The following is a 24554-nucleotide window of genomic DNA, read 5'->3' on the forward strand; positions in this document are numbered from 1 at the left end:
CGACGGGATGCTCCGAGACACCTGAGACAGCTTCCGGCGGCACCCCGCGCCGAGCGGTGCGCCGCCGGCCGGACCGTCAGGTACCGGTGTTCGTCGCGTCCGGGTCGACGCCCATCGTGATCGACCCGACGACGCCCTTGGCGATGTTTTTCTTGCTGTACTTCAGCTTGAGGAGACCGCCGGTCGTGCCGCTCTGGTCGTAGATGGTGTCCTCGGTGAGCGTGGTGCGCTCGGTCGTCGAGGTCGCGTACGGCTCGACCTCGGCGGAGGCGAGCACGGACTCCTCGTCGAAGAAGAACTGGCCGGTGTGGCAGGTGGTGCCGCCCTCGTAGCCGGCGTCCGTCCACTCGCCGTCCACATGCACCTTGGTGTGGATGTGGACGGTACGGCCCCGGTACCAGCCCGGGAAGATCGTCCTGAAGGTGACCCGGCCCTGCTTGTCGGTCTTCCAGGTGCCGCGCAGATAGCGCTCGTCGTCGGTGGGCTCCTCATGGACCCCGCCGCCTGTGCCGCCGGACGGCGCACCGGACGGGGGCTCGCCCGTCGGCTCACCCGAGGGGGCGTCCGTCGGCGGGGCACCGCCGCCCCCGCCCGTCGACAGGCTCTCGTAACCCGAGTAGATGCCGAGCGCGTCACAGTGCCAGATGTCGACCGCCGCGTTACGGATCGGCTTGCAGGTCTCGGAGTCGATCACCTTGAGGTTCAGGACGAGCGGGATGCCCTCCTTGTCCTCGGTGATGTCCTGCCGGATCTTGTCGGCGTCGATGTAGTACGGACCCTCGGTGGTCTCCGAGGTCAGCTTGTAGCAGGTCTCGGCGGTGGTGTCCGTACCGCTGTCGCCGCTCCCGTCGGCGAACGCCCCCGCCGCGAGGGTGCCGCCCACGCCCACCGCGGCGACCGCGCCCGCCCCGGCGACGACGACCTTGCGACGCGTCACGTCGCGTTTGTGCTTCGGCTCTTGGGCCGTGTGGTTTCCCGTCATGCCCAGGACGCTAGGTAAGAGGGCTGTAGGGAGCATGGGTGTGGGCTGTGGCCCGCTGTGAAACCTGAAGCGCCACAGGACAAGGGACAGGACAAGAGAAGGGCCCGGAACCGTGATCGGCCGTGATCGGTTCCGGGCCCTTCCTCAGCGCGCCTACTTCGGCTGCGGCTTGCGCACCGACAGGTGCAGCTCCTTCAGCCGCGCCTCCTCCAGCTCCGTCGGCGCGCCCATCATCAGGTCCTGGGCGTTGCCGTTGAGCGGGAAGGCGATCGTCTCGCGGATGTTCGGCTCGTCCGCCAGCAGCATCACGATGCGGTCGACGCCCGGGGCGATACCGCCGTGCGGCGGGGCTCCGAAGCGGAACGCGCGCAGCATGCCGGCGAACTGCTCCTCGACGGTGTCCCGCTCGTAGCCCGCGATCTCGAAGGCCTTGAGCATGATCTCCGGCTCGTGGTTCCGGATCGCGCCGGAGGACAGCTCGACGCCGTTGCAGACGATGTCGTACTGCCAGCCCAGGATGTCCAGCGGGTCCTGGGTCTCCAGGGCCTCAAGACCGCCCTGCGGCATCGAGAAGGGGTTGTGCGAGAAGTCGATCTTCCCGGTCTCCTCGTCCTTCTCGTACATCGGGAAGTCGACGATCCAGCAGAACCGGAAGACGCCCTCCTCGAAGTGCCCGGCACGCTTGGCTGCCTCGACGCGGACCGCGCCCATGATCTTCGAGACCTCGTCGAACTCGCCCGCGCCGAAGAACACGGCGTGACCGGCGGCCAGCGACAGCCGCTTGGTGAGCTCGGCGACGTTCTCCTCGGTGAGGAACTTCGCGATCGGGCCGGACAGCGAACCGTCCTCGGCGACCCGCACCCAGGCAAGACCCTTGGCGCCCTGCGAGACGGCGTAGTCACCGAGCTGGTCGAAGAACTTCCGCGGCTGCCCGGAGACGTCCGGCACCGCCAGCGCCCGCACGTGCTTACCCGCGAACGCCTTGAACTCCGAGCCCTCGAAGACGTCGGTGATGTCGACGAGCTCCAGCTGGGCCCGCAGGTCCGGCTTGTCGGAGCCGTACTTCAGCATCGCCTCGCGGAACGGGATCCGCGGGAAGGGCGAGGTGACATGACGGCCGTTGCCGAACTCCTCGAACAGCTCGGTCATGAGCTTCTCGATCGGCTGGAAGACGTCCTCCTGCTCGACGAAGCTCATCTCGACGTCGAGCTGGTAGAACTCGCCCGGCGAACGGTCGGCGCGGGCGTCCTCGTCGCGGAAGCAGGGCGCGATCTGGAAGTAGCGGTCGAAGCCCGAGATCATCAGCAGCTGCTTGAACTGCTGCGGGGCCTGGGGGAGGGCGTAGAACTTGCCCGGGTTCAGACGGGAGGGGACCACGAAGTCGCGGGCGCCCTCGGGGGAGGTCGCGGACAGGATCGGGGTCGCCATCTCGTTGAAGCCCAGCGCCGTCATCTTGTGACGGATCGCGGAGATCACCGCCGTACGCAGCATGATGTTCTTGTGCATGCGCTCGCGGCGCAGGTCCAGGAAGCGGTACTCCAGGCGCCGCTCCTCGTTGACCCCGTCCTCGGTGTTGATCGTGAACGGCAGCGGGGCGGCGGCGCCGAGCAGCTCGACCTCGCCGACCTCGACCTCGACCTCGCCGGTGGGCAGGTCGGGGTTCACGTTCTCGGTTCCACGTGAGACAACCTTGCCGTCCACCCGGACCGTGGACTCCTTGGAGAGCTTGTCCAGGGCCTCGTAGGCGGGGGTGCCGGGGCGGGCGACCAGCTGCGTGATGCCGTAGTGATCGCGCAGATCGATGAAGAGGATGCCGCCCAGGTCGCGCCGATTGTGCAGCCAGCCGCTCAGCCGGACGTCGCTGCCGACATCAGAGGCGCGGAGCTCGCCGCAGGTGTGGGACCTGTACCGATGCATCGTCGTTCATCCAGTCTTCGCGGATCGGGGACCTGTTTCACGTGAAACGCCTCCCAGCCTACCGGCCACCCCAAGATCGGCCCCCCACCATTGCCCGGGAGTGCGCTGGGGATCACCTCTTCTTAGAGTGGGTCAATGCGCACTGGTGAGCCCCTGCCCGCCGTGGGGGAGGTACTCGCCGCCCTGGCGACCGGCCAATGGCACTGGTCCACCACAACCGGGCTGGTCACGGTGGACGCCGAGGCGGCTCGGCTGCTCGGGCTGCCCGCCGAGCAGTCCACCCTCAGGGAGTCCCAGGTGCGCGCCCGGCTCCACCCGGTCGACTGGAACGAGATCGCCGGAGTGATCCAGCTCGCCGTCGCCGAGGGCACCCTGGGCGAGGTGCGGGTGCGGATCATGGACGAGCGGGGCGAGGTCGTCCGGGTCACCCGCAGCCGCTTCAAGCCGGGCTTCGATCCCGAGAAGCGGGCGTACGAGGTGATCGGCACCCTTCAGGAGGTCACCGAACCGACGCCGGGCACCCCGGCCGGGCGGCGGGCGGTCACCGGGGACTGGCGGCGCTCACGGGAGGCGTTCCTGCTGGACGCGGGCCGGGCGCTGGCCGAGGCGCGGTCCACGGAGGAGGTGCTGCGGGTCGCGGCCGGTCTCTCGATGCCGGGGTTCTCACCGGACGGGCTCGCGGTGTTCGGCGTGGAGGCGGACCGGCTGACGATCATCGGCCACCACGGGCAGCAGCCGGGCGACGAGGGCCCCTTCACGCAGATGTCCCTGCAGACCGACTATCCGGCCGCCGAGGTGGTGCGCACCGGCCGGGCGGTCTATCTCTCCTCCCCCGAGCAGTACCGCTCCCGCTACCCGGTGACCTGGCCGCTCGCCGCGCACTTCGGCCGCCGCTCCTGGGCGTTCCTGCCGCTGACGGTGGCCGGGCGCACGATGGGCGCCTGGATGGCGGCGTTCACCTATCCGGTCGCCTTCACCCCCGACGAGCGGTCGGTGCTGACGACGGTGGCCCGGATGCTGGCGCAGGCGCTGTCCCGGGCCGGGGCGGCGGAGACGCAGCGGGAGCTCACCGACGGCCTCCAGCGCTCGATGATGCCCACGCTCAGCCCTCAGGAGATACCGGGCATGAGCGTCGCCGCCCGCTATGTGCCCACCGGCGGCGGCCTCCAGGTGGGCGGTGACTGGTACGACATGATCCCGCTGCCGAGCGGCCGGTTCGCCCTGGTCATCGGGGATGTGCAGGGTCATGACGTCCGGGCGGCCGGGCTGATGGGCCAGCTGCGGATCGCCCTGCGCGCCTACGCCTCCGAGGGTCACCGCCCCGACGCCGTGCTCTCCCGTGCCTCCCGCTTTCTGCACGGCATGACGGACGACGATCCCGAGGTCCTCGACCTGCGCTTCGCGACCTGCCTGTATGTCGAGGTCGACCCCGCGACGGCGACCCTGGACATCGCCCGCGCCGGGCACCCGGACCCGGCGATCCGGATGGCGGACGGCACGGTGCTGACCCGGCCGACGGCGGGCGGGCTGCCGCTCGGGATCGATCCGGACGCGGACTATCCGACGACCAGGATCATCCTGGAGCCCGGCGAGACGATGCTGCTGTGCACCGACGGCCTGATCGAGACCGGCGGCCACGATCTGGAGACCGGCTGGAAGCGGCTCCGCTCGCTCCTGGAGGAGCACAGGGGCGATCTGGAGGAGCTGGCCGACGCCCTGGTCCAGGCCGTGCACGGGCCCTCCTCGCACCACACCACCGGCCCGCTGGCCGACCGGCGCGAGGACGACATAGCCGTACTGCTGCTGTGCCGCGAGGGGGAGGGCTGCGGCTGCGGGGACACGGTCGTCGTACGGCCGGCCGTGCGCCGCACGATGCTGACGGTGGCCCAGGACGAGCCCGAGCGGGTCGCGGTGGCCCGGCAGCAACTGCGTGAGCTGCTGCACGACTGGTCCTCCGCCGACCAGATCGACTCCGCGGTGCTGCTGCTGTCCGAGACCCTGACGAACGTCCTCGTCCACACCGACGCCGACGCCCTGCTGCTGGCCGAGGTGCGCGGCGAGGCGGGCGGGCGCCGGGTGCGCGTGGAGGTCACCGACACCAGCGACGACCTGCCCCACAAGCGCAGGCCCGGCGAACTGGCCTCCTCCGGCCGGGGCTTGATGCTGATCGAGCTGCTCGCGGACGCCTGGGGGGTCGATCCGCGGGGCGAGGGCAAGAGCATCTGGTTCGAACTGCGCGAGTCGAACGGGTCCGTCGGACAGGCCTAGGGGGTGTTTTGAAAGTCCTGTGCGGTGCCCGCGGTGTTCGGTGCGTGCCCTCGGCGTGCCGGACGAAGGCCCTCGTACTGGACGTACTTGGGTCTTTGGCCGGTGCGGCGAGGGTGCGTGCCGGGCGCCGTGGGTGCTGTGCGGGACTTTCCAAACACCCCCTAGGACTCGGGCGGGGCGTGGCGGGCGCGCAGTTCTTGGAGGACGCCGAAGGCCGCCGCCGTGAGCGGCACCGACAGCAGCATGCCGAGGATGCCGGCCACCGAGGCGCCGGCGGTGATCGCCAGCATCACCACCGCCGGATGCATCTGCACGGTCCGGCTCTGGATCATCGGCTGGAGCACATGCCCCTCCAGCAGCTGTACGGCGAGAACGACCCCCAGCGCCCACAGGGCGATCACGAACCCGCGGTCGGCGAGCGCCACCAGCACCGCGACCGCCCCGGACAGGAAGGCCCCGAGATAGGGGATGTAGGCGGTGACGAAGACGAGGGCGCCGAGCCCGACGGCCCCCGGCACGTCCAGGATCAGCAGGCCCACGGTGATGCAGATCGCGTCGATCAGCGCGATGAAGGTGGTCCCCCGCATGAACCCCTCGACGGCCCCGTAGGCCCGCCGCGCCATCGCCTCCAGGGTGTCGGCGCTCCCGCGCGGCGCAAGCGACCGCAGGGTGCCGGCGGCGCGGTCGGAGTCCCGCAGGAAGAAGAAGACCAGCAGCAGCGCCAGTACGGCCATGGCGATGGTCTCGCCGACGACGCTGACCCCGCTGATGACCCCGGAGGCGGCGGTGCCGCCGAACTTGCTGAGCAGTTCCCTGGAGTTGGCCGCGATGTCGTCCAGGGAGGTCCCGGCCGCCCCGAAGTGGTCGGCGAGACCCTCGGCCGCGGTCCTGAGCGAGGCGACGATCTGGTCGCCGGTGTCGATGAGCGCGGCCACCACGATGTACGCGGCCCCGCCGACCACGGCGACCACGGCGACACAGGTGACCCCGGCGGCCACCGACCGGTTGACCCGCGCGTTGACGAGCCGCCGGTGGAACGGCCCGAGCAGCGCGGTGCCGAGCAGCGCGAGCAGCACGGGCACGACGGCCGTACGGAACTCCACGCACAGCCGGATCCCGACGTACACCACCCCGGCGGCCAGCAGGATCACGGCGCACCAGGCACCGACCCGCCGCACGGGTTCGGGAAGCAGCAGCTGCCGGGAGTCCTGCACGCTCCCAGCCGATCACGTCCCGTGCGAAAGGACCCCTCGGCGGGCCCGGGCGGGTGACGGACCGTCACCGGCCGTTCAGGGTCCGGCCGGTCCCCGCAGCACCAGCAGCACTCCCGCCAGCAGCGTCCACACCGCCATCAGCAGCACGGTCACCCAGGCGGTGAACGGGCCCGCCAGAGACAGCACCGCGATGACGAACGCGCACCAGCCCAGCCAGGCCGGTACGGCCCGGGTCGTGACGGAGACCCGCCACAGCGTGAACAGCAGCACCGCCGCGGCGGCCATCGCGGCGATGAACCCGGCGTAGGACATGTCCAGCAGCAGAACCGCCACCGCGGCCGTCTCCGGGCCGACCGGGAAGGACTCGGTGTTGTTGGCGGTGATGGCGTAGATGGACCCGGTGAGCGTGGCGATCATCAGCAGGGCCGCGTAGACGGTTCCGCCCGCGAGCACCAGGTGCGAGCGGTTCCCGGCGAGCCGGGCGAGCGCGCCCAGGAACCACAGGAACAGCAGCATCGCCAGCAGCAGCATCACGGCCATGCCCTCGGCGAGGTCGAGGTTGTCGCCGTCGCGGTAGTAGGCGACGGTCTCACGCAGCCAGTCGCTGTCCTCGATGTCCGGGCTGTCGGAGTAGGTCACCAGCAGCGCGACGAGCATCAGCACGCCCGAGGCGATCCCGGCGATGCCGGGCCAGAGGGTTCTGCGAGGAGTCTCACCGCTGTCGTGCGCCGGAGCCGTCGTCGGTGTCGTCATATCGCCCTCCCACACGTGAAGACGCCCACGTGAGGGTCCCGGATCAAGGACTCTTCTCCAGTATGCGCGCCGCGGCGGAACCCCTCACCGCGGCGCGTTCGACCAGGCCTACAGCCCGCCCTCGGTCATGCCGTGGACGGCGGGAATGGTGCCGAGGCGGCCCTTCTGGAAGTCCTCGAAGGCCTGCTGGAGTTCCTCGCGGGTGTTCATGACGAACGGGCCGTAGTGGGCCATGGGCTCACGGATCGGCTGTCCGCCGAGCAGGACGACCTCCAGGTCCGGGGTGTGCGAGTCCTGCTTCTCGTCCGCGCGGACGGTCAGCGAGCCGCCGGCGCCGAAGACGGCGGTCTGGCCGACCTGGATCGGCCGGCGCTCGGCACCGACCGCGCCCTTGCCCGCGAGGACGTACGCCAGGCCGTTGAAGTCCTCGCGCCAGGGCAGGGTGATCTCCGCGCCCGGCGCCAGCGTGGCGTGCACCATCGTGATCGGGGTGTGGGTGATGCCGGGGCCCTGGTGGCCGTCCAGCTCACCGGCGATGACCCGCAGCAGCGCGCCGCCGTCGGGGGTGGTGAGCAGCTGGACGTTGCCGCCGCGGATGTCCTGGTAGCGCGGGGGCATCATCTTGTCCCTGGCCGGGAGGTTCACCCACAGCTGGAGGCCGTGGAAGAGGCCGCCCGAGACGACCAGGTGCTCCGGCGGGGCCTCGATGTGCAGCAGGCCCGCGCCCGCGGTCATCCACTGGGTGTCTCCGTTGGTGATGGTGCCGCCACCGCCGTTGGAGTCCTGGTGGTCGAAGATCCCGTCGATGATGTAGGTGACGGTCTCGAAGCCGCGGTGGGGATGCCACGGGGTCCCTTTCGGCTCCCCAGGCTGATACTCCACCTCGCCCATCTGGTCCATCATGATGAACGGGTCCAGATGGCGGTAATTGATCCCGGCGAACGCACGGCGCACCGGGAAGCCCTCGCCCTCGAAACCGCTCGGCGCGGTCGTGACGGCGAGCACGGGACGTGCCACGGCCTCCGCGGGTGCGGCGACACGGGGGAGCGTCAGCGGGTTCTCGACGGTCACTGCAGGCATGTCGGTACCTCCTTGTGCGGCCAGTTTAGTTGAGCATTGAACTTCCTGCCACCCCTAACCAGGAGGGCCCGCAACGCATTCCCGCACCGTCAGAACAAGGCCGCCGCAGTACGACGCCCTCGCGCACCCTGCTCAGGCCGCCCGCCAGGGCCGTACCGCCGCAACCCAGCACCACCGGGCCCACCAGCCGGCAGAGGACCGCCTGCTCCCCCGCGCCGCGGAACACCAGCACCACGGCGACCAGCACATAGGCGACCAGCACATAGACGAGGACGAGCAGCCCGAGGACCACGTAGGCCGGGCCGCTCGACCGGCTCCGTCGGCACCGGGGGGCGCGGCTCGTCGGCGAACGCCCGGACGGTCGGTGCGCTGCGGGAGGTGAGGGAGTACGTCGCCGAGGACAGGACGACGGTCAGGACCCGGCCCTTGGGGCCCGTCACCGCCGCCCGCTCGATCGCGGCGACGGGTGTCCGGTGGCGCACCCCGCCGGTCTCCCGCAGCAGGACACCCTCCCTGAGCCGGGCGGCAGAACGCCGCCGGCCGTGCAGGACCAGCGGCGATGTGTCGATCTCGGTCACGCGGGGACAGTAGGCGAGCCGGGCGAGCGGAAGGAGCGGTTCAGCCGTACATCCTGCGCATCGCGAACTCCACCATCTGCTCCACCGCCTTCGCGTCGAAGACCATCCGGTGCTCGCCCTCCATGTCGAGGACGAAGCCGTAGCCGGTCGGGAGCAGGTCGATCACCTCGGAGCCGGTGATCACGAAGTACTTGGACTCCTTGCCCGCGTACCGGCGCAGTTCCTTGAGCGAGGTGAACATCGGGATCACCGGCTGCTGGGTGTTGTGCAGGGCGAGGAAGCCGGGGTTGTCACCGCGCGGGCAGTAGACCTTCGAGGTCGCGAAGACCTGCTGGAAGTCCTCCGCCGACATCTGCCCGGTGGTGAAGGCCCGCACCGCGTCCGCGAGCGAGGGCGGGGACGGCTCGGGGTAGAGCGGTGGCTGCTGGCCGTAGCCGCCGGACATGGGCTGCTGCGGCGGGGCGTAGCCCTGCTGTGCGGCGCCGCCGTCCATGTGCTGGCCGTATCCATACATGAGCGCAAGCGTACCGAGAGGGCCGGGCCCGGCGGGCCGGTACCCGGGCCCGGCGAAACCGACAGCTGGTTGACAACTCGCCGCCCTGGTTTCGGGCGGCCGGCGCTCGTAGCGTCTTTGCGTGTCGAGCCACCACGACGACGAGATCCACGAGCACGACCGAGGACTCTCCTACGACCTTCCCGTTCTCGCCCGCCGCCGGATGATCCGGCTCATGGCGGGGGCGGGGCTGATACCGCTGGTCGGCTGCGCCTCCGACGAGAAGACCTGGCCCTCCTCCTCGCCCTCCTCCCCCTCCCCCTCGTCGTCCGCGGAGTGCGCCCCCATCCCGGACGAGACCGCGGGCCCCTTCCCCGGTGACGGTTCCAATGGCGTGAACGTGCTGAAGGAGAGCGGCGTCGTCCGCTCCGACATCACCTCCAGCTTCGGCGACTCGGCCGGCGGCACCGCCGAGGGCGTGCCCCTGACCGTCACGCTGACGGTCGTCGACGCCGCCTCGGGCTGCGGGACCCCCAGGGCGGGCGCCGCGGTCTACCTCTGGCAGTGCGACCGGGACGGCAACTACTCCCTGTACTCGGAGGGCGTCACGGAGGAGAACTATCTGCGGGGCGTCCAGGAGACCGACGACAAGGGACAGGCCACCTTCAAGAGCGTCTTCCCGGGCTGCTACCCCGGCCGCTGGCCGCACCTCCACTTCGAGGTCTACGGCAGCCTGGCCGACGCGACGGCGGCCACCGCCGTCACGAACACCTCGCAGCTCGCCTTCCCCAGGGATGTGTGCGAAACGGTGTACAGGACGGAGGGCTACAGCGAGAGTGTGTCGAACCTCGGCTCGCTCTCGATCGAGACGGACAACATTTTCCGCGACGGCTACGACCAGCAGTTGGCGTCGACGCGGGGCAGCGCCGAGGAGGGATTCACCGCCACGCTGGTGGTTCCGGTGTGACCCGTCACAGATGGCCGGATCGAGGTTGCGTCTTATTACCGACGGGTAGCATCATCGTAGCTACTTGTTGGTACGTGAACTAGCGCGAGGATCCAGTGCCTCGCCGATCTCTCTACGGAGCCGTCGCCATGGGGCACTACAAGTCGAATCTCCGCGACATCGAGTTCAACCTCTTCGAGGTGCTCGGGCGCGACAAGCTGTACGGCACCGGGCCCTTCGCCGAGATGGACACGGACACCGCGAAGAGCATCCTTGAGGAGATGACCCGCCTCGCGGAGAACGACCTCGCGGAGTCCTTCGCCGACGCCGACCGCAACCCGCCGGTCTTCGACCCGGAGACGAACACCGCGCCGGTCCCCGCGTCCTTCAAGAAGAGCTACAAGGCGTTCATGGAGTCCGAGTACTGGCGCCTCGGCCTCCCGGAGGAGATCGGCGGCACCACGGCTCCGCCGTCGCTGATCTGGTCGTACGCGGAGCTGATCCTCGGCGCCAACCCGGCCGTGTGGATGTACTCCTCGGGTCCTGCCTTCGCCGGGATCCTCTTCGACGAGGGCAACGACGTCCAGAAGAAGATCGCCCAGATCGCTGTCGAGCGGACGTGGGGCTCCACCATGGTGCTCACCGAGCCCGACGCCGGGTCGGACGTCGGCGCCGGGCGCACCAAGGCGATCCAGCAGGAGGACGGCTCCTGGCACATCGAGGGCGTGAAGCGCTTCATCACCTCCGGTGAGCACGACATGGAGGAGAACATCCTCCACTACGTCCTCGCCCGCCCCGAGGGTCACGGCCCCGGCACCAAGGGCCTGTCCCTCTTCATGGTCCCGAAGTACCTCTTCGACTTCGAGACCGGCGAGCTGGGCGAGCGCAACGGCGTCTACGCCACCAACGTCGAGCACAAGATGGGCCTGAAGGCCTCCAACACCTGCGAGATGACCTTCGGCGACCAGCACCCCGCCAAGGGCTGGCTGATCGGCGACAAGCACGACGGCATCCGCCAGATGTTCCGCATCATCGAGTTCGCCCGCATGATGGTCGGCACGAAGGCGATCTCCACGCTGTCCACCGGCTACCTCAACGCCCTTGAGTACGCCAAGGAGCGCGTCCAGGGTCCGGACCTGGCGAACTTCATGGACAAGACCGCGCCCAAGGTCACCATCACCCACCACCCCGACGTACGCCGCTCGCTGATGACGCAGAAGGCGTACGCGGAGGGCATGCGCGCGCTCGTCCTCTACACGGCCTCGATCCAGGACGCGATCGCCGTCAAGGAGGCCGCCGGCGAGGACGCCAAGGCCGAGCACGCGCTCAACGACCTGCTCCTGCCGATCGTGAAGGGCTACGGCTCCGAGAAGGGCTACGAGCAGCTCGCCCAGTCGCTCCAGACCTTCGGCGGCTCCGGGTTCCTCCAGGAGTACCCGATCGAGCAGTACATCCGTGACGCCAAGATCGACACCCTCTACGAGGGCACCACGGCGATCCAGGGCCAGGACTTCTTCTTCCGGAAGATCGTCCGCAACCAGGGCGCGGCCCTGAACGGCCTCGCCGAGGACATCAAGAAGTTCCTGGCGCTCGGCACGGGCGGCGAGGAGCTGGCCGGGGCCCGCGAGCACCTGGCCAAGGCCGCCGTCGAGCTGGAGGCGATCGTCGGTCTGATGCTGACCGACCTGGCCGCCACCGAGCAGGACGTCAAGAACATCTACAAGGTCGGCCTGAACACCACCCGCCTGCTGATGGCCTCCGGTGACGTCGTCGTCGGCTACCTGCTGCTCAAGGGCGCCGCCGTGGCGGCCGAGAAGCTGGAGACGGCCTCCGCCAAGGACAAGCCCTTCTACACCGGCAAGATCGCGGCGGCGAAGTTCTTCGCGGCCAACGTCCTGCCCGGCGTCACGGGCGCCCGCAAGCTCGCCCAGGGCGTCGAGCTCGACCTGATGGAGCTGGACGAAGCCGCGTTCTAGCCCCAACCACCCTTTCCCACCTGGGCCCGCCTCCCCATCAACGGGGGGCGGGCCCTGGTACGTCGTTAAGGTGAACCCCATGAGCGAACCCTCCCGCTTCGACCGCGGCCACACCGACGACCTCATGACCTTCCTGGCGGCCAGTCCGTCGCCGTACCACGCCGTGGCGAACACCGCCGAGCGGCTGGAGAAGGCCGGATTCCGCCAGGTCGCCGAGACGGACGCCTGGGACGGGACGAGCGGCGGCAGGTACGTGGTGCGGGGCGGCGCGATCGTGGCCTGGTACGTGCCCGAGGGCGCCGCCCCGCACACCCCGTTCCGGATCGTCGGCGCGCACACCGACTCCCCCAACCTGCGGGTGAAGCCACTGCCCGACTCCGGGGCGCACGGCTGGCGCCAGGTGGCCGTGGAGATCTACGGCGGACCCCTGCTCAACTCCTGGCTCGACCGCGACCTGGGCCTGGCCGGCCGGCTGACCCTGCGCGACGGCTCGACCCGGCTGGTGAACATCGACCGGCCCCTGCTGCGCGTCCCCCAACTCGCCATCCACCTGGACCGCGCGGTCTCCTCGGAGGGCCTCAAGCTCGACAAGCAGCGGCACCTGCAGCCGGTATGGGGACTCGGCCACGATGTGCGCGACGGCGACCTGATCGCCTTCCTTGAGGAGGAGAGCGGGCTCGCCTCCGGCGAGGTCACCGGCTGGGACCTGATGGTGCACTCCGTCGAGCCGCCCGCCTACCTCGGCCGCGACCGCGAGCTGCTGGCCGGGCCGCGCATGGACAACCTGCTCTCCGTGCACGCCGCGGTGGCGGCACTGACGGCCGCGTCCGGCGGTGACCTGCCGTACATCCCCGTCCTCGCCGCCTTCGACCACGAGGAGAACGGCTCACAGTCCGACACCGGCGCGGACGGACCGCTGCTCGGCGGAGTGCTGGAGCGTTCGGTGTTCGCGCGCGGAGGGTCGTACGAGGACAGGGCCCGGGCCTTCGCCGGGACCGTGTGCCTGTCCTCCGACACCGGGCACGCGGTGCACCCCAACTACGCGGAGCGGCACGACCCGACGCACCACCCGCGGATCAACGGCGGGCCGATCCTCAAAGTCAACGTCAACAACCGCTACGCGACCGACGGTTCGGGCCGCGCGGTGTTCGCCGCCGCCTGCGAGCGCGCCGACGTGCCCTTCCAGTCCTTCGTCTCCAACAACTCCATGCCCTGCGGCACCACCATCGGTCCGATCACCGCGGCCCGGCACGGCATCCGCACCGTCGACATCGGCGTGGCGATCCTGTCCATGCACAGCGCCCGCGAACTGTGCGGCGCGGACGACCCGTTCCTGCTGGCGAACACACTGGTGGCGTTCCTGGAGGGGTAGGCCCCGCGTGAGGGGGGTACCCGCCCGCGACCGGAACCACCGGACAGGGAGGCGACAGTCATGGGCCTCGGCGGGTGCATCATCCTCATCGCCGTGGGAGCCATCCTCACGTTCGCGACCGACTGGAACATGGAGGGCGTCAATCTTGATCTCGTCGGGATCATCCTGATGATCGTCGGGCTGATCGGTGTCACGACGTTCAGCAGCATCGCCCGGCGCAGGCGGGTGGTGATGCCGCCCACCGCGCCGACCGTCATCGACGAGGAGGGGCACCACCGGCGGCACGACGGATACAGCGACGGCTACGGCGCCTGAGCGTCCATGCCGGCGAGCACCAGGGGCAGGCGGTCCGCTCCGCCTTCGACGAGGCGGACGGGCACGCCCCAGTCCTGCTGGTGGACATGGGAGGCGGGATATTCGTTCTCCGGGTCGTCGTCGCAGGAGGCGGCCATCACGGAGACGTCCAGGACGCCCTGCTCTGGCACGGCAGTCCGTGAAGTCACCCGGCCGTGTCCGCGACCGTCAGCTTCGCCCACTGGATCTGGACCCGCTGCTCAGGGATGATCCTCTGGCCTCGGACTCCTTTGGTCACCTCCACTCGGTCGATGGCAAGAGACAACCGATCACGCCGGTCCTCGTTCGTTGCCTCTATCCATGCTTCGCGCAAAAATCGAGGATTACGACGCGCGCGCAGCGGGGTGCGGAGTCGCTCATGGATCAAGGTTGCCACCCGGGACCGACAGTCAGGCCAGCGCGTGTCCGGTGGTCGCGTCCACGTGGTCGGGCACCTCTTCGTGGCGGTCGCCGACCGTCGAGGTGCCGGAGGGTTCCAGGAGGACGATGTCGGTGGGAACGGGGGCGTAGGGCTTGTGTTCGATGCCGCGCGGGACCGTGAAGACGGACAGCGGCGGCAGGACGACCGTGCGCTCTCCCGACGGCTCCCGCAGGGCGATGTGCAGCTCGCCGCTCAGCACCAGGAAGAACTCGTCGGTGTTGTCGTGGACGTGCCAGAGGTGCTCGCCCTCCACATGGGTGATCCGGACGTCGTAGTCGTTGACGGTGGTGGCGATGCGGGGGCTCCACTGCTCGGTGAAGGAGGCGAGGGCGGCGGGCAGGGAGACGGGTTCCTGAGTCATGCCGTCATCGTGGGGGTGGCCGGGGGCGCCGTACGAGTGCTAGGAATCGCATATGGCGCAAGGATCCTCTCAGCCGCTGCCCCACCGGGTGGCCGTGATCGTCGACGAGGCCACCAACCCCTTCGAGGTGGGTGTCGCCACCGAGCTGTTCGGGCTGCCCCGGCCGGAGCTGGGGCTGCCGGAACCGCTGTACGAGGTGGTGCTGTGCGCGCCCACGCGCGCGGTGCGCATGAACCACGGCTTCTTCACCATGACCGGTACGGCCGGTCTGGACGCCGTGGACGGCGCCGACACCCTCGTCGTGCCGGGGCGCCCGGACAACGTCGTGCCGCGCGGCGCCGACGTCCTGGACGCCATCCGCCGCGCCCACGCGCGCGGGGCGCGCCTTCTCAGCTTCTGCACCGGCAGCTTCGCGCTCGCCGAGGCCGGGCTGCTGGACGGACGCCGGGCGACCACGCACTGGATGTGGACCGAGGCGTTCCGCGAACTGCATCCGCGGGTGCGCCTTGAGCCCGATGTGCTCTTCGTCGACGAGGGCGACATCCTGACCGCGGCGGGCAGCGCGGCCGCGCTCGACCTGGGCCTGCACGTCCTGCGCCGCGACCACGGCGCCGAGATCGCCAACGCCGTGTCCCGTCGGCTCGTCTTCGCCGCCCACCGGGACGGCGGGCAGCGGCAGTTCGTGGAGCGGCCGGTGCCCGAGGTGCCGGACGAGTCGCTGGGGCCGCTGCTGGCGTGGGCGCAGGAACGGCTGGGCGAGCCGCTGACGGTGGCGGACCTGGCGGCGCGGGCGGCGGTGTCGCCGGCCACGCTCCACCGGCGGTTCCGCACCCAGCTCGGGACGACACCGCTCGCCTGGCTGACCGGGGAGCGGGTGGCGCTGGCCTGCCGGCTGATCGAGCGCGGGGAGGAGCGGCTCGACGTGGTGGCGGCGCGCAGCGGGCTCGGTACGGCGGCCAACCTGCGTGCCCGGCTGCGGCGTGAGACCGGGCTCAGTCCGTCGGCCTACCGGCGGCGTTTCGGACCGCGTGCCGGGGAACCCCTCGTGTCATGAGATTCCTCGTACGCGACCGGCTCCTCGGCTTCGGTGACGACTACTGGATCGAGGACGACCAGGGCGACAAAGCCTTCCTCGTCGACGGCAAGGCGATGCGGCTGCGGGACACCTTCGAGCTGAAGGACCGGCAGGGGCGCGTCCTGATCGACATCAGGCAGAAGATGTTCGCCCTGCGGGACACCATGGTGATCGAGCGGGACGGCGAGCCGCTCGCCACCATCCGCCGCAAGCGGCTGTCCCTGCTCCGCAACCACTACCGGGTGGCCCTGGCCGACGGCAGCACCGAACTGGACGTCAGCGGCAAGATCCTCGACCGGGAGTTCGCCGTCGAGTACGACGGTGAGCTGCTCGCCGTGGTCTCCCGGCGATGGCTGCACGTCCGCGAGACCTACGGCGTGGATGTCGTACGGGAGGACGCGGACCCGGCGCTGCTGATCGCGGTGGCGGTGTGTGTGATCCACCTGGCGGAGAAGGAGCGGGAGGAGGGCTGACCCCCAAGGGCCGCCCCTCAGGAGCCCGGCGGGTCACAGGACCCGGTCCTTGAGCGCCGGGAACTGCTCCCGCGTCGTCGCGACCTTCCCCGGGTCGAAGTCCACCGTGAGGATCTCCTCGTCGGCGCCCGCCTCGGCGAGGACCTCGCCCCAGGGATCCACCACGATCGAGTGACCCGCCTGCGGAACTCCCGCATGCGTCCCGGCCGTTCCACACGCGAGCACGAACGCCTGGTTCTCCACCGCCCGCGCCTGAGCCAGCAGCGTCCAGTGCGCCCGGCGGCGCTCCGGCCAGCCCGCCGGGATGACCAGGGTCTCGGCGCCTGCGTCGACGAGACCGCGGAAGAGCTCGGGGAAACGGAGGTCGTAGCAGGTGGCCACGCCGAGGGTGGTCCCGGGCAGGCGGACCGTCACCAGGTCGCGCCCGGCGCCCATCAGCACCGCCTCACCCTTGTCGAAGCCGAAGCGATGGATCTTGCGGTAGGCGGCGGCCAGGTCGCCGGAGGGAGAGAAGACCAGAGAGGTGTTGTAGAGGGGCCCCTCAGGGTCACGTTCCGGGATCGAGCCCGCGTGCAGCCAGACGCCCGCGTCGCTCGCGGCCTTCGCCATCGCCTCGTAGGTCGGACCTTCGAGCGGCTCGGCCTCCTGGCCGAACACCTCGTAGGCGAAGGCGCCGGTGGTCCACAGCTCCGGCAGGACGACCAGATCGGCCCCGGTCTGCTGCCGTACCAGGGAAGCCACCCGCACCCGGCGCGATTCGACCGATTCGCCCTCGTCTACGGCGATCTGGATCAGAGAGGCGCGCACACTACCACCGTCCTGGCATTCGACCCGATCACTCGGGCCTACGATCGTCACACGAAAGCACTGCCGGGGTGCCTCTCAGCAGCGTAACTTAACGTCTCAAGACGCCCGCCGACAGCCACCTCCCACTGGCATCGCCGCCACCACCTGCCCGTGTACCGACCGCCGAGGGGTCCCGTTCCCGTGAGTCTGCATCCCACTCTCCAGCCCTACGCCGACGCCTGGACCCACTCCATCGAAGCGATATCCGAGCTGGTGCTGCCCCTTGTGGAGGGCGAGTGGAACCGGCGTACACCGTGCCCGGGCTGGTCGGTCCGGGACGTGGTCTCCCATGTCATCGGACTGGACTGCGAGATGCTCGGCGACCCGCGGCCCATCCACACGCTGCCGCGCGACCTCTTCCACGTCACCAACGACCACCAGCGCTACACGGAGATGCAGGTCGACGTCCGCCGCCATCACACGGCGCCGGAGATGACCTCCGAGCTGGAGTACACGGTCATCCGCCGCAACCGTCAGCTGCGCAACGAGTCCCGGGACCCGGGCACGAAGGTGCGCGGCCCGCTCGGCACCGAGCTGACCCTCGAAGAGGCCATGCGGGGGCACGCGTTCGATGTGTGGGTCCATGAGCAGGACCTGCGGGCGGCGCTCGGCCAGCCGGGGAACCTCGACTCGCCGGGTGCGCACGTGGCGCGCGACGTGCTGCTCGCGGCGCTGCCGGACATCGTCGCGAACAAGGCGGACGCGCCGCGCAGTTCGGCGATCGTGTTCGACGTGCACGGTCCGATCGAGTTCCTGCGCACGATCCGGGTGGACATCCAGGGGCGCGGCACGCTGGAGACGGCACCCGCGCTCGGGCCCGCGGCGACGCTGACGCTGGACTGGGAGACGTATGTCCGGCTGGCCTGCGGGCGGGTGACCCCGGAGGGGGCCGCGGACCGGATCAAGGCGGAGGGGGACGCCGCGCTGACGGGGGCGATCCTGCGGAACTTCACGGTGACGCAGTAGCCGGGGAGGGACAAAGGCCTTGTCCCGCATGTGAGTTCGATGCTTCCCTCCCCCTCATGACCGACGCCAAGATCGACGAGCCGCCCCGTCTCAGCCGCCTGACCTTCCACAACCCCCTCTCCGAGGCCCGGGCCGAGCGGCTGGTGCACCGGGTCGCGCGGAACGCGCCCTCCACCGTGCTCGACATCGGGTGCGGGTGGGGCGAGTTCATGATGCGGGTGCTGTCCGCCGCGCCCGGGGCGACGGGCGTCGGCGTCGACATCAACGCCGAGGATCTCGACCGTGGCCGGCGGGAAGCCGAGGGGCGCGGGCTCGCGGGGCGGGTCGAGTTCCTGGAGAAGTCCGCGCAGGACGCCGATCTCGGGTCGGCCGAGCTGGTGCTGTGCCTCGGATCCAGCCAGGCGCTGAGTCCGGTGGCGCCGCCCGAGTTCACCCTTGAGGCGCTGCGTGCGCTGCGCGGACTGGTCAACGACGGGGGCCGGGTCCTGCTGGGTGAGGGTTTCTGGGAGCGCACCCCGACCGAGGAGGAGCTGGCCGGGATGTGGCCGGGGGCCGCCGTCTCGGACCACCACGACCTCGCGACCCTCCTCGACCTCGCCGTGACCGCCGGTTTCCGGCCCGAATGGACGGAGACGGCGAACCTCGGCGAGTGGGAGGAGTTCGAGTCGGGGTACCAGGCGGATCTGGAGGTGTGGCTCGCCCAGAACCCCGGGCACCCCTCGGCCGCCGAGACCCGGGAGCGGCTTGACCGGCATCGGGCCCAGTGGATGACCTACCGCGGGGTGCTGGGGATCGCCTACCTCACCCTGGTCCCTGCTCAGTAGGGCGCCGGCTCACGCCGGGACGTGCACCGTCTCCACCCGGCTCGCCACCAGGCGTTCCCGCTCCCGCCGGGCCGCCCGCCTGCGCAGCCTGAGGATCTGGCTGACCCCGAGGGCCTGGAGCACGAACACGGCCGAGAAGGCGACCGAGTAGTCGTCCCCGGTCGCGTCGAGCAGGACACCGACCGCGAACAGGGTCGTCATGGAGGCGACGAAACCACCCATGTTGGTGATTCCGGAGGCGGTGCCCTGGCGCTCCGGCGGATTGGCCGGGCGGGCGAAGTCGAAGCCGAGCATGGAGGCGGGTCCGCACGCGCCGAGCACCGCGCACAGCACGATCAGCAGCCACATCGGGGCGTGCTCCGCGGGGTAGGCGAGGGTCGCCGCCCACATCAGGGCGGTCGCCCCGACCGTGCCGAGCGCCAGCGGCAGCCGCGCCCCGTGGTGCCGGGCGACGAGCTGGCCGTAGACCAGGCCGATCACCATGTTGGACAGGACGACGAGGGTGAGGAGTTCGCCCGCGGTGGCGCGGGACAGGCCCTGGGCCTCGACCAGGAAGGGCAGGCCCCACAGCAGCAGGAAGACCATCGCCGGGAACTGGGTGGTGAAGTGCACCCACAGGCCGAGCCGGGTGCCGGGTTCCCGCCAGGAGGCGGCGATCTGGCGCCGGACGTAGGCCGCGCCCCGGTGCGGGAAGGGCTCCGGTTCATGGCCCTCGGGGTGGTCCTTGAGGAACAGGAGCAGCAGCACGAGGACGACGATCCCGGCGAGCGCGCTGCCCGCGAAGGCGGGCGTCCAGCCGATGCCGTGCAGCAGCCGGGCCAGGACCAGGGTGGAGACCAGGTTGCCCGCCATTCCGGCCAGTCCCGCGAGCTGGGCGACGAGCGGTCCGCGCCGGGCCGGGAACCAGCGGGTGCCGAGCCTGAGCACGCTGATGAAGGTCATCGCGTCACCGCAGCCGAGCAGCGCCCGCGAGGCGAGGGCCATGCCGTACGTCGGGGAGAACGCGAAGCCCAGCTGGCCAGCCGTGAACAGCACGACGCCGATGGTCAGCACCTTCTTGGTGCCGAGCCGGTCGACCAGCAGGCCGACGGGTATCTGCATGCCCGCGTAGACCAGGAGCTGGAGGATCGAGAAGGTGGACAGGGCCGAGGCGTTGACGTCGAAGCGGTCCGCCGCGTCGAGGCCGGCGACGCCCAGCGACGTACGGAATATGACGGCGACGAAGTAGACCGAGACGCCGATGCCCCAGACCGCCATCGCACGGCGGCCGCCCGGGGGGTCGCCCGGGAGTGCGGCGGCGGTCATCGGACCTCGCCCCGGGCCAGGTGCGAGAACCAGCCGACGTGCCGGTGGACGCTGCCGACGGCCCGCTCGGCGTCTCCGGAGCGCAGCGCGTCGAGGATCTCCGCGTGCTCGGTGATGTTCTTGGCGATCCGGTCGGGATGGGAGTGCATGACGGCGACGCCCATCCGCAGCTGACGGTCGCGCAGTTGGTCGTACAACCGCGACAGGATCTCGTTGCCGCCGCTGCGGACGATCTCGGCGTGGAAGCAGCGGTCGGTCACGGCCGCCGCGGCCAGGTCGCCGGCGGTCACCTCGGCCTTCTGTCGCGCGAGCAGTTCCTCAAGGCGGGCGATGAGGCCGGCGGGGGCGGGCACGGCCTTGCGCGCCGCGTGCTCCTCGACCAGCAGCCGGGTCTCGACGACGTCGGCGATCTCCTGCGCCGACACCGGCAGCACGAGGGCGCCCTTCTTCGGGTAGAGCTTGATCAGCCCTTCCGCCTCCAGGCGCAGCAGCGCCTCGCGCACCGGGGTGCGGGAGACCCCGGCGGCCTCGGCGAGCTCGCCCTCGGTGAGGAGGGTGCCGCCCTCGTACCGGCGGTCCAGGACGCCTTGCTTGACATGGGCGTAGACACGGTCGGCGGCGGGGGGCTGCTTCACGGGGACGGCGGCTGGGGCTGACGGCATGCGCACATCTTAGATACATCACGTACGCATGAGGCAGCGCCGTCCAGCATCCGGACCCCGGCGTGACCGTCCTCGACGAAGGCGGCATTCACCCGATCAGCCGCACAACTTTGTGTGCTACTTACGTGTCACACACGTGCGGCCCCACTTTCTCTCCCCTTCAACTCGGCCGCACATCAGGGGCATTCGACCGTAATCGGGGTATTTGTGTTGCTAACCGCCACCAAGGGCTTCCGCGTCCGCAGAGCCGCGGCCGTCGCGCTCACGACCGGCGCGATGTTCGTCACCGGAGCCCTGACCGCGGCACCGGCGCAGGCCGTGACGACGCCCAGCATCACCGCCAAGGGCGGGTACCTGATGAACAGCGCCACCGGCAAGACGCTCTACACCAAGTCCGCCGACACCAAGCGGCTGACCGCCTCCACGACGAAGATCATGACCGCCAAGGTCGTGCTCTCGCAGTCGAACCTGAACCTGGACGCCAAGGTCACGATCAAGAAGGCGTACAGCGACTACATCGTGTCCAAGGGGGCCTCCTCGGCCCGGCTGATCGTCGGTGACAAGGTCACCGTCCGTCAGCTGCTCTACGGGATGATGCTGCCGTCCGGCTGCGACGCCGCCATGGCGCTGGCCGACAAGTTCGGCTCCGGTACGACCGTCTCGGCCCGGACCAAGAACTTCATCGCCAAGATGAACAACATGGCCAAGAGCCTCGGCATGACGAACACGCACTTCGACTCGTTCGACGGCATCAGCAACGGCTCGAACTACTCGACGCCGCGCGACCTGACGAAGCTCGCCCGCTCCACGATGAAGAGCTCCACCTTCAGGTCCGTCGTGAAGACCAAGTCGTACACGGCGAAGACGATCACGAGCTCCGGCTCCATCCGCACGATGGGGGCCTGGAAGAACACCAACCTCCTGCTCGGCTGGAACGGCACGCTCGGCGTCAAGACCGGCTCCGGCACCTCCGCCAAGTACTGCCTGGTCTTCGCCGCCACGCTCAACGGCGAGTCGGTGGTGGGAACCGTCCTCACCTCCTCCTCCGAGGCCAACCGCACCTCGGACGTGAAGAAGCTCATCAACTACGGGTACGCCAAGATCGCCTGACGCCCGGCAGCGAGAAACCGAGGGCCCGTCGCATCCCGCGACGGGCCCTCGCTCTTTTTTCTCGACGAATTTCCCTCCGCCGTACATCCCTCGGCGCCCCTTGTGAGTCTCCTGAGAGCACCCCCCTTCTTCATCAACTAGACGCCCTCCCAAGGCATTTCGCATATTTCGGAGCGTTCATAGTGATAACCGGCATCAAGGGCGTACGTATCCGCCGAGCCGCCGCCGTCGTGGTCACCACCGGCGCGCTGGTCGCGGGCGGCGCCCTGACGACGCCCGCTCAGGCCGCGGCCGCCCCCACGGTCAGCGCCAAGGGCGCCTTCATGCTCGACAGCACGACCGGCTCCACGCTGTACAGCAAGTACGCCGACACCAAGCGGCCCATGGCGAGCACCACCAAGATCATGACGGCCCGGGTCGTGCTGGCCATCCCGGACGTGAACCTGGACACCAAGGTCACCATCAAGCAGGCCTACCGGGACTACGTCGCCGCCAAGGGCGCGAGCAGCGCGGACCTGAAGACCGGCGACAAGGTCACCGTCCGCCAGCTGCTGCACGCGATGATGCTGCCCTCCGGCTCTGACGCCGCGATGGCCCTCGCCGACAAGTTCGGCACCGGCACCACGGTCGCCGCCCGCACCAAGAACTTCATCGCCAAGATGAACAAGAAGGCCGAGGCGCTCGGCCTGACGAACACGCACTTCGACTCGTTCGACGGCAATTCCACGCAGAACACCAACTACACGACGCCTCGCGACCTCGCGAGGCTGACCCGCAGCGCGATGACGTTCTCGACGTTCGCGGGCATCGTGAAGAAGCCGTCGACCGTGCAGTACGCGCCGACCAGCACCGGCGGCACCCGCAAGTACACCTGGTACAACACCAACCAGCTGCTGGGCTCCTACAGCGGCGCGATCGGCGTGAAGACGGGCACCAACACCCCCTCCGGCCCCTGCCTGGTCTTCGCCGCCACCCGGAACGGCAAGACGGTCGTGGGTGTGCTCCTGAACGACACCAACCGCTACACGGACGCGGCCAAGCTCATGGACTACGCCTTCGGTTCGACGACGGCGTCCACGATGCAGCTGCGGACGCTGCCGGCCGGCGCTCAGCGCGACTGACACCTCGGCACACACTGACGCCTCGGCACACACGGAAAGGGGCCCCCACGATCGCGTGGTGGGCCCCCTCCCGCTCGCCTACGCCCAGGTGATCAGCCGCTTCGGCTGCTCCAGGATCGCCGCCACGTCGGCCAGCACCTTCGAGCCCAGCTCGCCGTCGACCAGGCGGTGGTCGAAGGAGAGGGCCAGGGTGGTCACCTGGCGGGGCTTGACCTTGCCCTTGTGGACCCACGGCTGGAGCTTGATCGCGCCGATCGCGAGGATCGCGGACTCGCCGGGGTTGAGGATCGGGGTACCGGTGTCGACGCCGAAGACGCCGACGTTGGTGATGGTCACCGTGCCGCCCTGCATCGCGGCGGGGGACGTCTTGCCGTCCCGCGCCGTGGACACCAGCTCGCCCAGGGACTCGGCCAGCTGAGGCAGGGTCTTGTCGTGCGCGTCCTTGATGTTCGGCACGATCAGCCCGCGCGGGGTGGCCGCGGCGATGCCCAGGTTGACGTAGTGCTTGACCACGATCTCCTGGTTCGCCTCGTCCCAGGAGGCGTTGATGTCCGGGTTGCGCTTGATGGCGACCAGCAGGGCCTTGGCGATCAGCAGCAGCGGGTTGACCCGCAGCCCCTGCATGTCCTTGTCCTGCTTCAGCTCCTCGACCAGCTTCATCGTGCGGGTCACGTCCACCGTCACGAACTCCGTGACATGCGGGGCCGTGAACGCCGAGCCCACCATGGCGGCAGCGGTGGCCTTGCGGACACCCTTGACCGGGATACGGGTCTCCCGCGCGGTGTCGTACGTCGCCACGGGCGCCGCAGCGACGGGGGCGGGGGCCGGCACCACGGGTTCCGGGGCCTTCGGCGGGGCCACGGCCGCGTGCACGTCCTCGCGGGTGATGATGCCGTCCGGGCCGGACGGAACCACCGTGGTGAGGTCGACCCCGAGGTCCTTGGCGAGCTTGCGCACCGGCGGCTTGGCCAGCGGGCGGTCCTTCACCACCGCCGGGCCATGGCCGTTCAGCTCGGTCTGCACCGCCTGCACGGCCTGGACCGGGGCCTCCTGGACCGGGACCGTCGGACCCTTGCGCGGGCGGCGCTTGGTCGAGGACTGGGCCACGCCGTAGCCGACGAGGACCGGCTGGCGGCCCTCGGGCTTCTTCTCCGCCTCGGGCTCCGGGGCGGCTTCCACAGGCGCCGCTCCGCCCGACACATCCACCGCGATGATCGACATGCCCACGTCCACCGTGGTGCCCTCGGGGAAGTGCAGCTCGCGGACCACACCGTCGTAGGGGATGGGTAGTTCGACGGCGGCCTTGGCCGTCTCGACCTCGCACACCACCTGGCCGTCGGTGACCGTGTCACCGGGCTGGACGTACCACTTGAGGATCTCCGCCTCGGTGAGGCCCTCACCGACGTCCGGCATCTTGAACTCGCGTACGGACGCTTCCGTCATCGTCGTCACGACCC

General features: G+C 70.0%; 25 protein-coding genes. 12 read left to right on the top strand and 13 right to left on the bottom strand.

All coding sequences use genetic code 11. From position 1 onward, the window contains the following. Nucleotides 1-76: 76 nt before the first annotated feature. Complete coding sequence (locus RMT89_RS22355; RefSeq protein WP_315885531.1) at nt 77-982, bottom strand: intradiol ring-cleavage dioxygenase; 906 nt, start codon at nt 980-982, stop codon at nt 77-79. Between the two features lie 153 nt (nt 983-1135). Next, nucleotides 1136-2899 (bottom strand): aspartate--tRNA ligase, encoded by a 1764-nt coding sequence (aspS, locus tag RMT89_RS22360; RefSeq protein ID WP_315885532.1) that lies wholly within the window; start codon nt 2897-2899, stop codon nt 1136-1138. Between the two features lie 135 nt (nt 2900-3034). Between aspS and RMT89_RS22365 the strand changes: the two genes are divergently transcribed. Next, nucleotides 3035-5167 (top strand): SpoIIE family protein phosphatase, encoded by a 2133-nt coding sequence (locus RMT89_RS22365; RefSeq protein WP_315885533.1) that lies wholly within the window; start codon nt 3035-3037, stop codon nt 5165-5167. 161 nt (nt 5168-5328) lie between these two features. On the opposite strand, the gene RMT89_RS22370 is transcribed toward RMT89_RS22365, so the two are convergent. From RMT89_RS22370 to RMT89_RS22385, 4 genes are all read right to left on the bottom strand, one after another. Beyond that, complete coding sequence (locus tag RMT89_RS22370) at nt 5329-6381, bottom strand: AI-2E family transporter (RefSeq protein ID WP_315885534.1); 1053 nt, start codon at nt 6379-6381, stop codon at nt 5329-5331. A gap of 75 nt (nt 6382-6456) precedes the next feature. Further along, entirely contained in the window at nt 6457-7134 is a 678-nt protein-coding gene (locus RMT89_RS22375) for a hypothetical protein (RefSeq protein ID WP_315885535.1), read from the bottom strand. A gap of 108 nt (nt 7135-7242) precedes the next feature. Next, on the bottom strand, nt 7243-8214 hold the full coding sequence (locus tag RMT89_RS22380) for a pirin family protein (RefSeq protein WP_315885536.1): 972 nt from the start codon (nt 8212-8214) through the stop codon (nt 7243-7245). Nucleotides 8215-8239: 25 nt separating this feature from the next. Continuing rightward, a complete protein-coding gene (locus RMT89_RS22385) occupies nt 8240-8506 on the bottom strand; it encodes a hypothetical protein (RefSeq protein WP_315885537.1) in 267 nt (88 codons plus the stop codon). An 86-nt stretch (nt 8507-8592) separates the two neighbouring features. On the opposite strand from RMT89_RS22385, the gene RMT89_RS22390 reads away from it, so the two are divergent. Then, nucleotides 8593-8805 carry a hypothetical protein gene (locus RMT89_RS22390; protein WP_315885538.1) on the top strand — a complete coding sequence of 71 codons (213 nt, stop codon included), beginning with the start codon at nt 8593-8595 and terminating at the stop codon, nt 8803-8805. A 27-nt stretch (nt 8806-8832) separates the two neighbouring features. On the opposite strand, the gene RMT89_RS22395 is transcribed toward RMT89_RS22390, so the two are convergent. After that, entirely contained in the window at nt 8833-9306 is a 474-nt protein-coding gene (locus RMT89_RS22395; RefSeq protein WP_315885539.1) for an SseB family protein, read from the bottom strand. 121 nt (nt 9307-9427) lie between these two features. On the opposite strand from RMT89_RS22395, the gene RMT89_RS22400 reads away from it, so the two are divergent. The 4 genes from RMT89_RS22400 to RMT89_RS22415 all read left to right on the top strand — a co-directional run bounded on the left by RMT89_RS22400 (nt 9428) and on the right by RMT89_RS22415 (nt 13894). Then, a complete protein-coding gene (locus tag RMT89_RS22400; protein ID WP_315885540.1) occupies nt 9428-10252 on the top strand; it encodes an intradiol ring-cleavage dioxygenase in 825 nt (274 codons plus the stop codon). A 128-nt stretch (nt 10253-10380) separates the two neighbouring features. Then, a complete protein-coding gene (locus tag RMT89_RS22405) occupies nt 10381-12207 on the top strand; it encodes an acyl-CoA dehydrogenase (protein WP_315885541.1) in 1827 nt (608 codons plus the stop codon). A gap of 79 nt (nt 12208-12286) precedes the next feature. After that, nucleotides 12287-13579 (top strand): M18 family aminopeptidase, encoded by a 1293-nt coding sequence (locus RMT89_RS22410; protein ID WP_315885542.1) that lies wholly within the window; start codon nt 12287-12289, stop codon nt 13577-13579. Nucleotides 13580-13639: 60 nt separating this feature from the next. Next, a complete protein-coding gene (locus RMT89_RS22415) occupies nt 13640-13894 on the top strand; it encodes a DUF6458 family protein (protein WP_315885543.1) in 255 nt (84 codons plus the stop codon). On the opposite strand, the gene RMT89_RS22420 is transcribed toward RMT89_RS22415, so the two are convergent. Together RMT89_RS22420 and RMT89_RS22425 are read right to left on the bottom strand one after the other, a co-directional pair. Beyond that, nucleotides 13882-14064: a hypothetical protein gene (locus RMT89_RS22420; RefSeq protein WP_315885586.1), complete on the bottom strand. Its 183-nt coding sequence runs from the start codon at nt 14062-14064 to the stop codon at nt 13882-13884. The two genes, RMT89_RS22415 and RMT89_RS22420, sit on opposite strands and share 13 nt — an antisense overlap. A 258-nt stretch (nt 14065-14322) precedes the next feature. Then, nucleotides 14323-14715, bottom strand: a complete 393-nt coding sequence (locus RMT89_RS22425; protein ID WP_315885544.1) for a cupin domain-containing protein — start codon at nt 14713-14715, stop codon at nt 14323-14325. A 52-nt stretch (nt 14716-14767) separates the two neighbouring features. On the opposite strand from RMT89_RS22425, the gene RMT89_RS22430 reads away from it, so the two are divergent. Together RMT89_RS22430 and RMT89_RS22435 are read left to right on the top strand one after the other, a co-directional pair. After that, nucleotides 14768-15769, top strand: a complete 1002-nt coding sequence (locus tag RMT89_RS22430) for a helix-turn-helix domain-containing protein (RefSeq protein WP_315885545.1) — start codon at nt 14768-14770, stop codon at nt 15767-15769. Continuing rightward, on the top strand, nt 15766-16263 hold the full coding sequence (locus RMT89_RS22435) for an LURP-one-related family protein (RefSeq protein WP_315885546.1): 498 nt from the start codon (nt 15766-15768) through the stop codon (nt 16261-16263). Before RMT89_RS22430 ends, RMT89_RS22435 begins: the two co-directional genes overlap by 4 nt. 33 nt (nt 16264-16296) lie before the next feature. Here the strand turns inward: RMT89_RS22435 and RMT89_RS22440 are convergent, their stop codons facing one another. Beyond that, nucleotides 16297-17070 carry a carbon-nitrogen family hydrolase gene (locus RMT89_RS22440; RefSeq protein WP_315885547.1) on the bottom strand — a complete coding sequence of 258 codons (774 nt, stop codon included), beginning with the start codon at nt 17068-17070 and terminating at the stop codon, nt 16297-16299. Nucleotides 17071-17250: 180 nt separating this feature from the next. Between RMT89_RS22440 and RMT89_RS22445 the strand changes: the two genes are divergently transcribed. After that, complete coding sequence (locus RMT89_RS22445) at nt 17251-18075, top strand: maleylpyruvate isomerase family mycothiol-dependent enzyme (RefSeq protein WP_315885548.1); 825 nt, start codon at nt 17251-17253, stop codon at nt 18073-18075. A 56-nt stretch (nt 18076-18131) separates the two neighbouring features. Then, nucleotides 18132-18899, top strand: a complete 768-nt coding sequence (locus RMT89_RS22450) for a class I SAM-dependent methyltransferase (RefSeq protein ID WP_315885549.1) — start codon at nt 18132-18134, stop codon at nt 18897-18899. Between the two features lie 9 nt (nt 18900-18908). On the opposite strand, the gene RMT89_RS22455 is transcribed toward RMT89_RS22450, so the two are convergent. Together RMT89_RS22455 and RMT89_RS22460 are read right to left on the bottom strand one after the other, a co-directional pair. Next, complete coding sequence (locus RMT89_RS22455; protein WP_315885550.1) at nt 18909-20204, bottom strand: MFS transporter; 1296 nt, start codon at nt 20202-20204, stop codon at nt 18909-18911. Continuing rightward, on the bottom strand, nt 20201-20866 hold the full coding sequence (locus tag RMT89_RS22460) for a GntR family transcriptional regulator (RefSeq protein ID WP_315885551.1): 666 nt from the start codon (nt 20864-20866) through the stop codon (nt 20201-20203). The genes RMT89_RS22455 and RMT89_RS22460 overlap by 4 nt, the downstream gene beginning before the upstream one ends. A gap of 210 nt (nt 20867-21076) precedes the next feature. Here RMT89_RS22460 and RMT89_RS22465 point away from each other — a divergent pair, with 210 nt between their 5' ends. Both RMT89_RS22465 and RMT89_RS22470 read left to right on the top strand, forming a co-directional pair. Continuing rightward, nucleotides 21077-21976 carry a serine hydrolase gene (locus RMT89_RS22465; protein WP_315885552.1) on the top strand — a complete coding sequence of 300 codons (900 nt, stop codon included), beginning with the start codon at nt 21077-21079 and terminating at the stop codon, nt 21974-21976. 182 nt (nt 21977-22158) lie between these two features. Further along, a complete protein-coding gene (locus RMT89_RS22470) occupies nt 22159-23097 on the top strand; it encodes a serine hydrolase (protein WP_315885553.1) in 939 nt (312 codons plus the stop codon). Nucleotides 23098-23175: 78 nt separating this feature from the next. Here the strand turns inward: RMT89_RS22470 and RMT89_RS22475 are convergent, their stop codons facing one another. Then, nucleotides 23176-24549, bottom strand: coding sequence for a dihydrolipoamide acetyltransferase family protein (locus RMT89_RS22475; protein WP_315885554.1), 1374 nt, complete (start codon nt 24547-24549; stop codon nt 23176-23178). Nucleotides 24550-24554 lie beyond the last annotated feature (5 nt).

The sequence above is a fragment of the Streptomyces sp. P17 genome (assembly GCF_032436805.1).
In the GTDB taxonomy this organism is placed as follows: Bacteria; Actinomycetota; Actinomycetes; order Streptomycetales; family Streptomycetaceae; genus Streptomyces.

What these genes read in the sequence shown, in the direction of transcription:
- RMT89_RS22455 (WP_315885550.1), bottom strand. Translation starts at nt 20,204, where the DNA reads ATGACCGCCGCCGCACTCCCGGGCGACCCCCCGGGCGGCCGCCGTGCG.
- RMT89_RS22375 (WP_315885535.1), bottom strand. Translation starts at nt 7,134, where the DNA reads ATGACGACACCGACGACGGCTCCGGCGCACGACAGCGGTGAGACTCCT.
- RMT89_RS22405 (WP_315885541.1), top strand. Translation starts at nt 10,381, where the DNA reads ATGGGGCACTACAAGTCGAATCTCCGCGACATCGAGTTCAACCTCTTC.
- RMT89_RS22460 (WP_315885551.1), bottom strand. Translation starts at nt 20,866, where the DNA reads ATGCCGTCAGCCCCAGCCGCCGTCCCCGTGAAGCAGCCCCCCGCCGCC.
- RMT89_RS22450 (WP_315885549.1), top strand. Translation starts at nt 18,132, where the DNA reads ATGACCGACGCCAAGATCGACGAGCCGCCCCGTCTCAGCCGCCTGACC.
- RMT89_RS22380 (WP_315885536.1), bottom strand. Translation starts at nt 8,214, where the DNA reads ATGCCTGCAGTGACCGTCGAGAACCCGCTGACGCTCCCCCGTGTCGCC.
- RMT89_RS22410 (WP_315885542.1), top strand. Translation starts at nt 12,287, where the DNA reads ATGAGCGAACCCTCCCGCTTCGACCGCGGCCACACCGACGACCTCATG.
- RMT89_RS22435 (WP_315885546.1), top strand. Translation starts at nt 15,766, where the DNA reads ATGAGATTCCTCGTACGCGACCGGCTCCTCGGCTTCGGTGACGACTAC.
- RMT89_RS22430 (WP_315885545.1), top strand. Translation starts at nt 14,768, where the DNA reads ATGGCGCAAGGATCCTCTCAGCCGCTGCCCCACCGGGTGGCCGTGATC.
- RMT89_RS22395 (WP_315885539.1), bottom strand. Translation starts at nt 9,306, where the DNA reads ATGTATGGATACGGCCAGCACATGGACGGCGGCGCCGCACAGCAGGGC.
- aspS (WP_315885532.1), bottom strand. Translation starts at nt 2,899, where the DNA reads ATGCATCGGTACAGGTCCCACACCTGCGGCGAGCTCCGCGCCTCTGAT.
- RMT89_RS22415 (WP_315885543.1), top strand. Translation starts at nt 13,640, where the DNA reads ATGGGCCTCGGCGGGTGCATCATCCTCATCGCCGTGGGAGCCATCCTC.
- RMT89_RS22365 (WP_315885533.1), top strand. Translation starts at nt 3,035, where the DNA reads ATGCGCACTGGTGAGCCCCTGCCCGCCGTGGGGGAGGTACTCGCCGCC.
- RMT89_RS22355 (WP_315885531.1), bottom strand. Translation starts at nt 982, where the DNA reads ATGACGGGAAACCACACGGCCCAAGAGCCGAAGCACAAACGCGACGTG.
- RMT89_RS22425 (WP_315885544.1), bottom strand. Translation starts at nt 14,715, where the DNA reads ATGACTCAGGAACCCGTCTCCCTGCCCGCCGCCCTCGCCTCCTTCACC.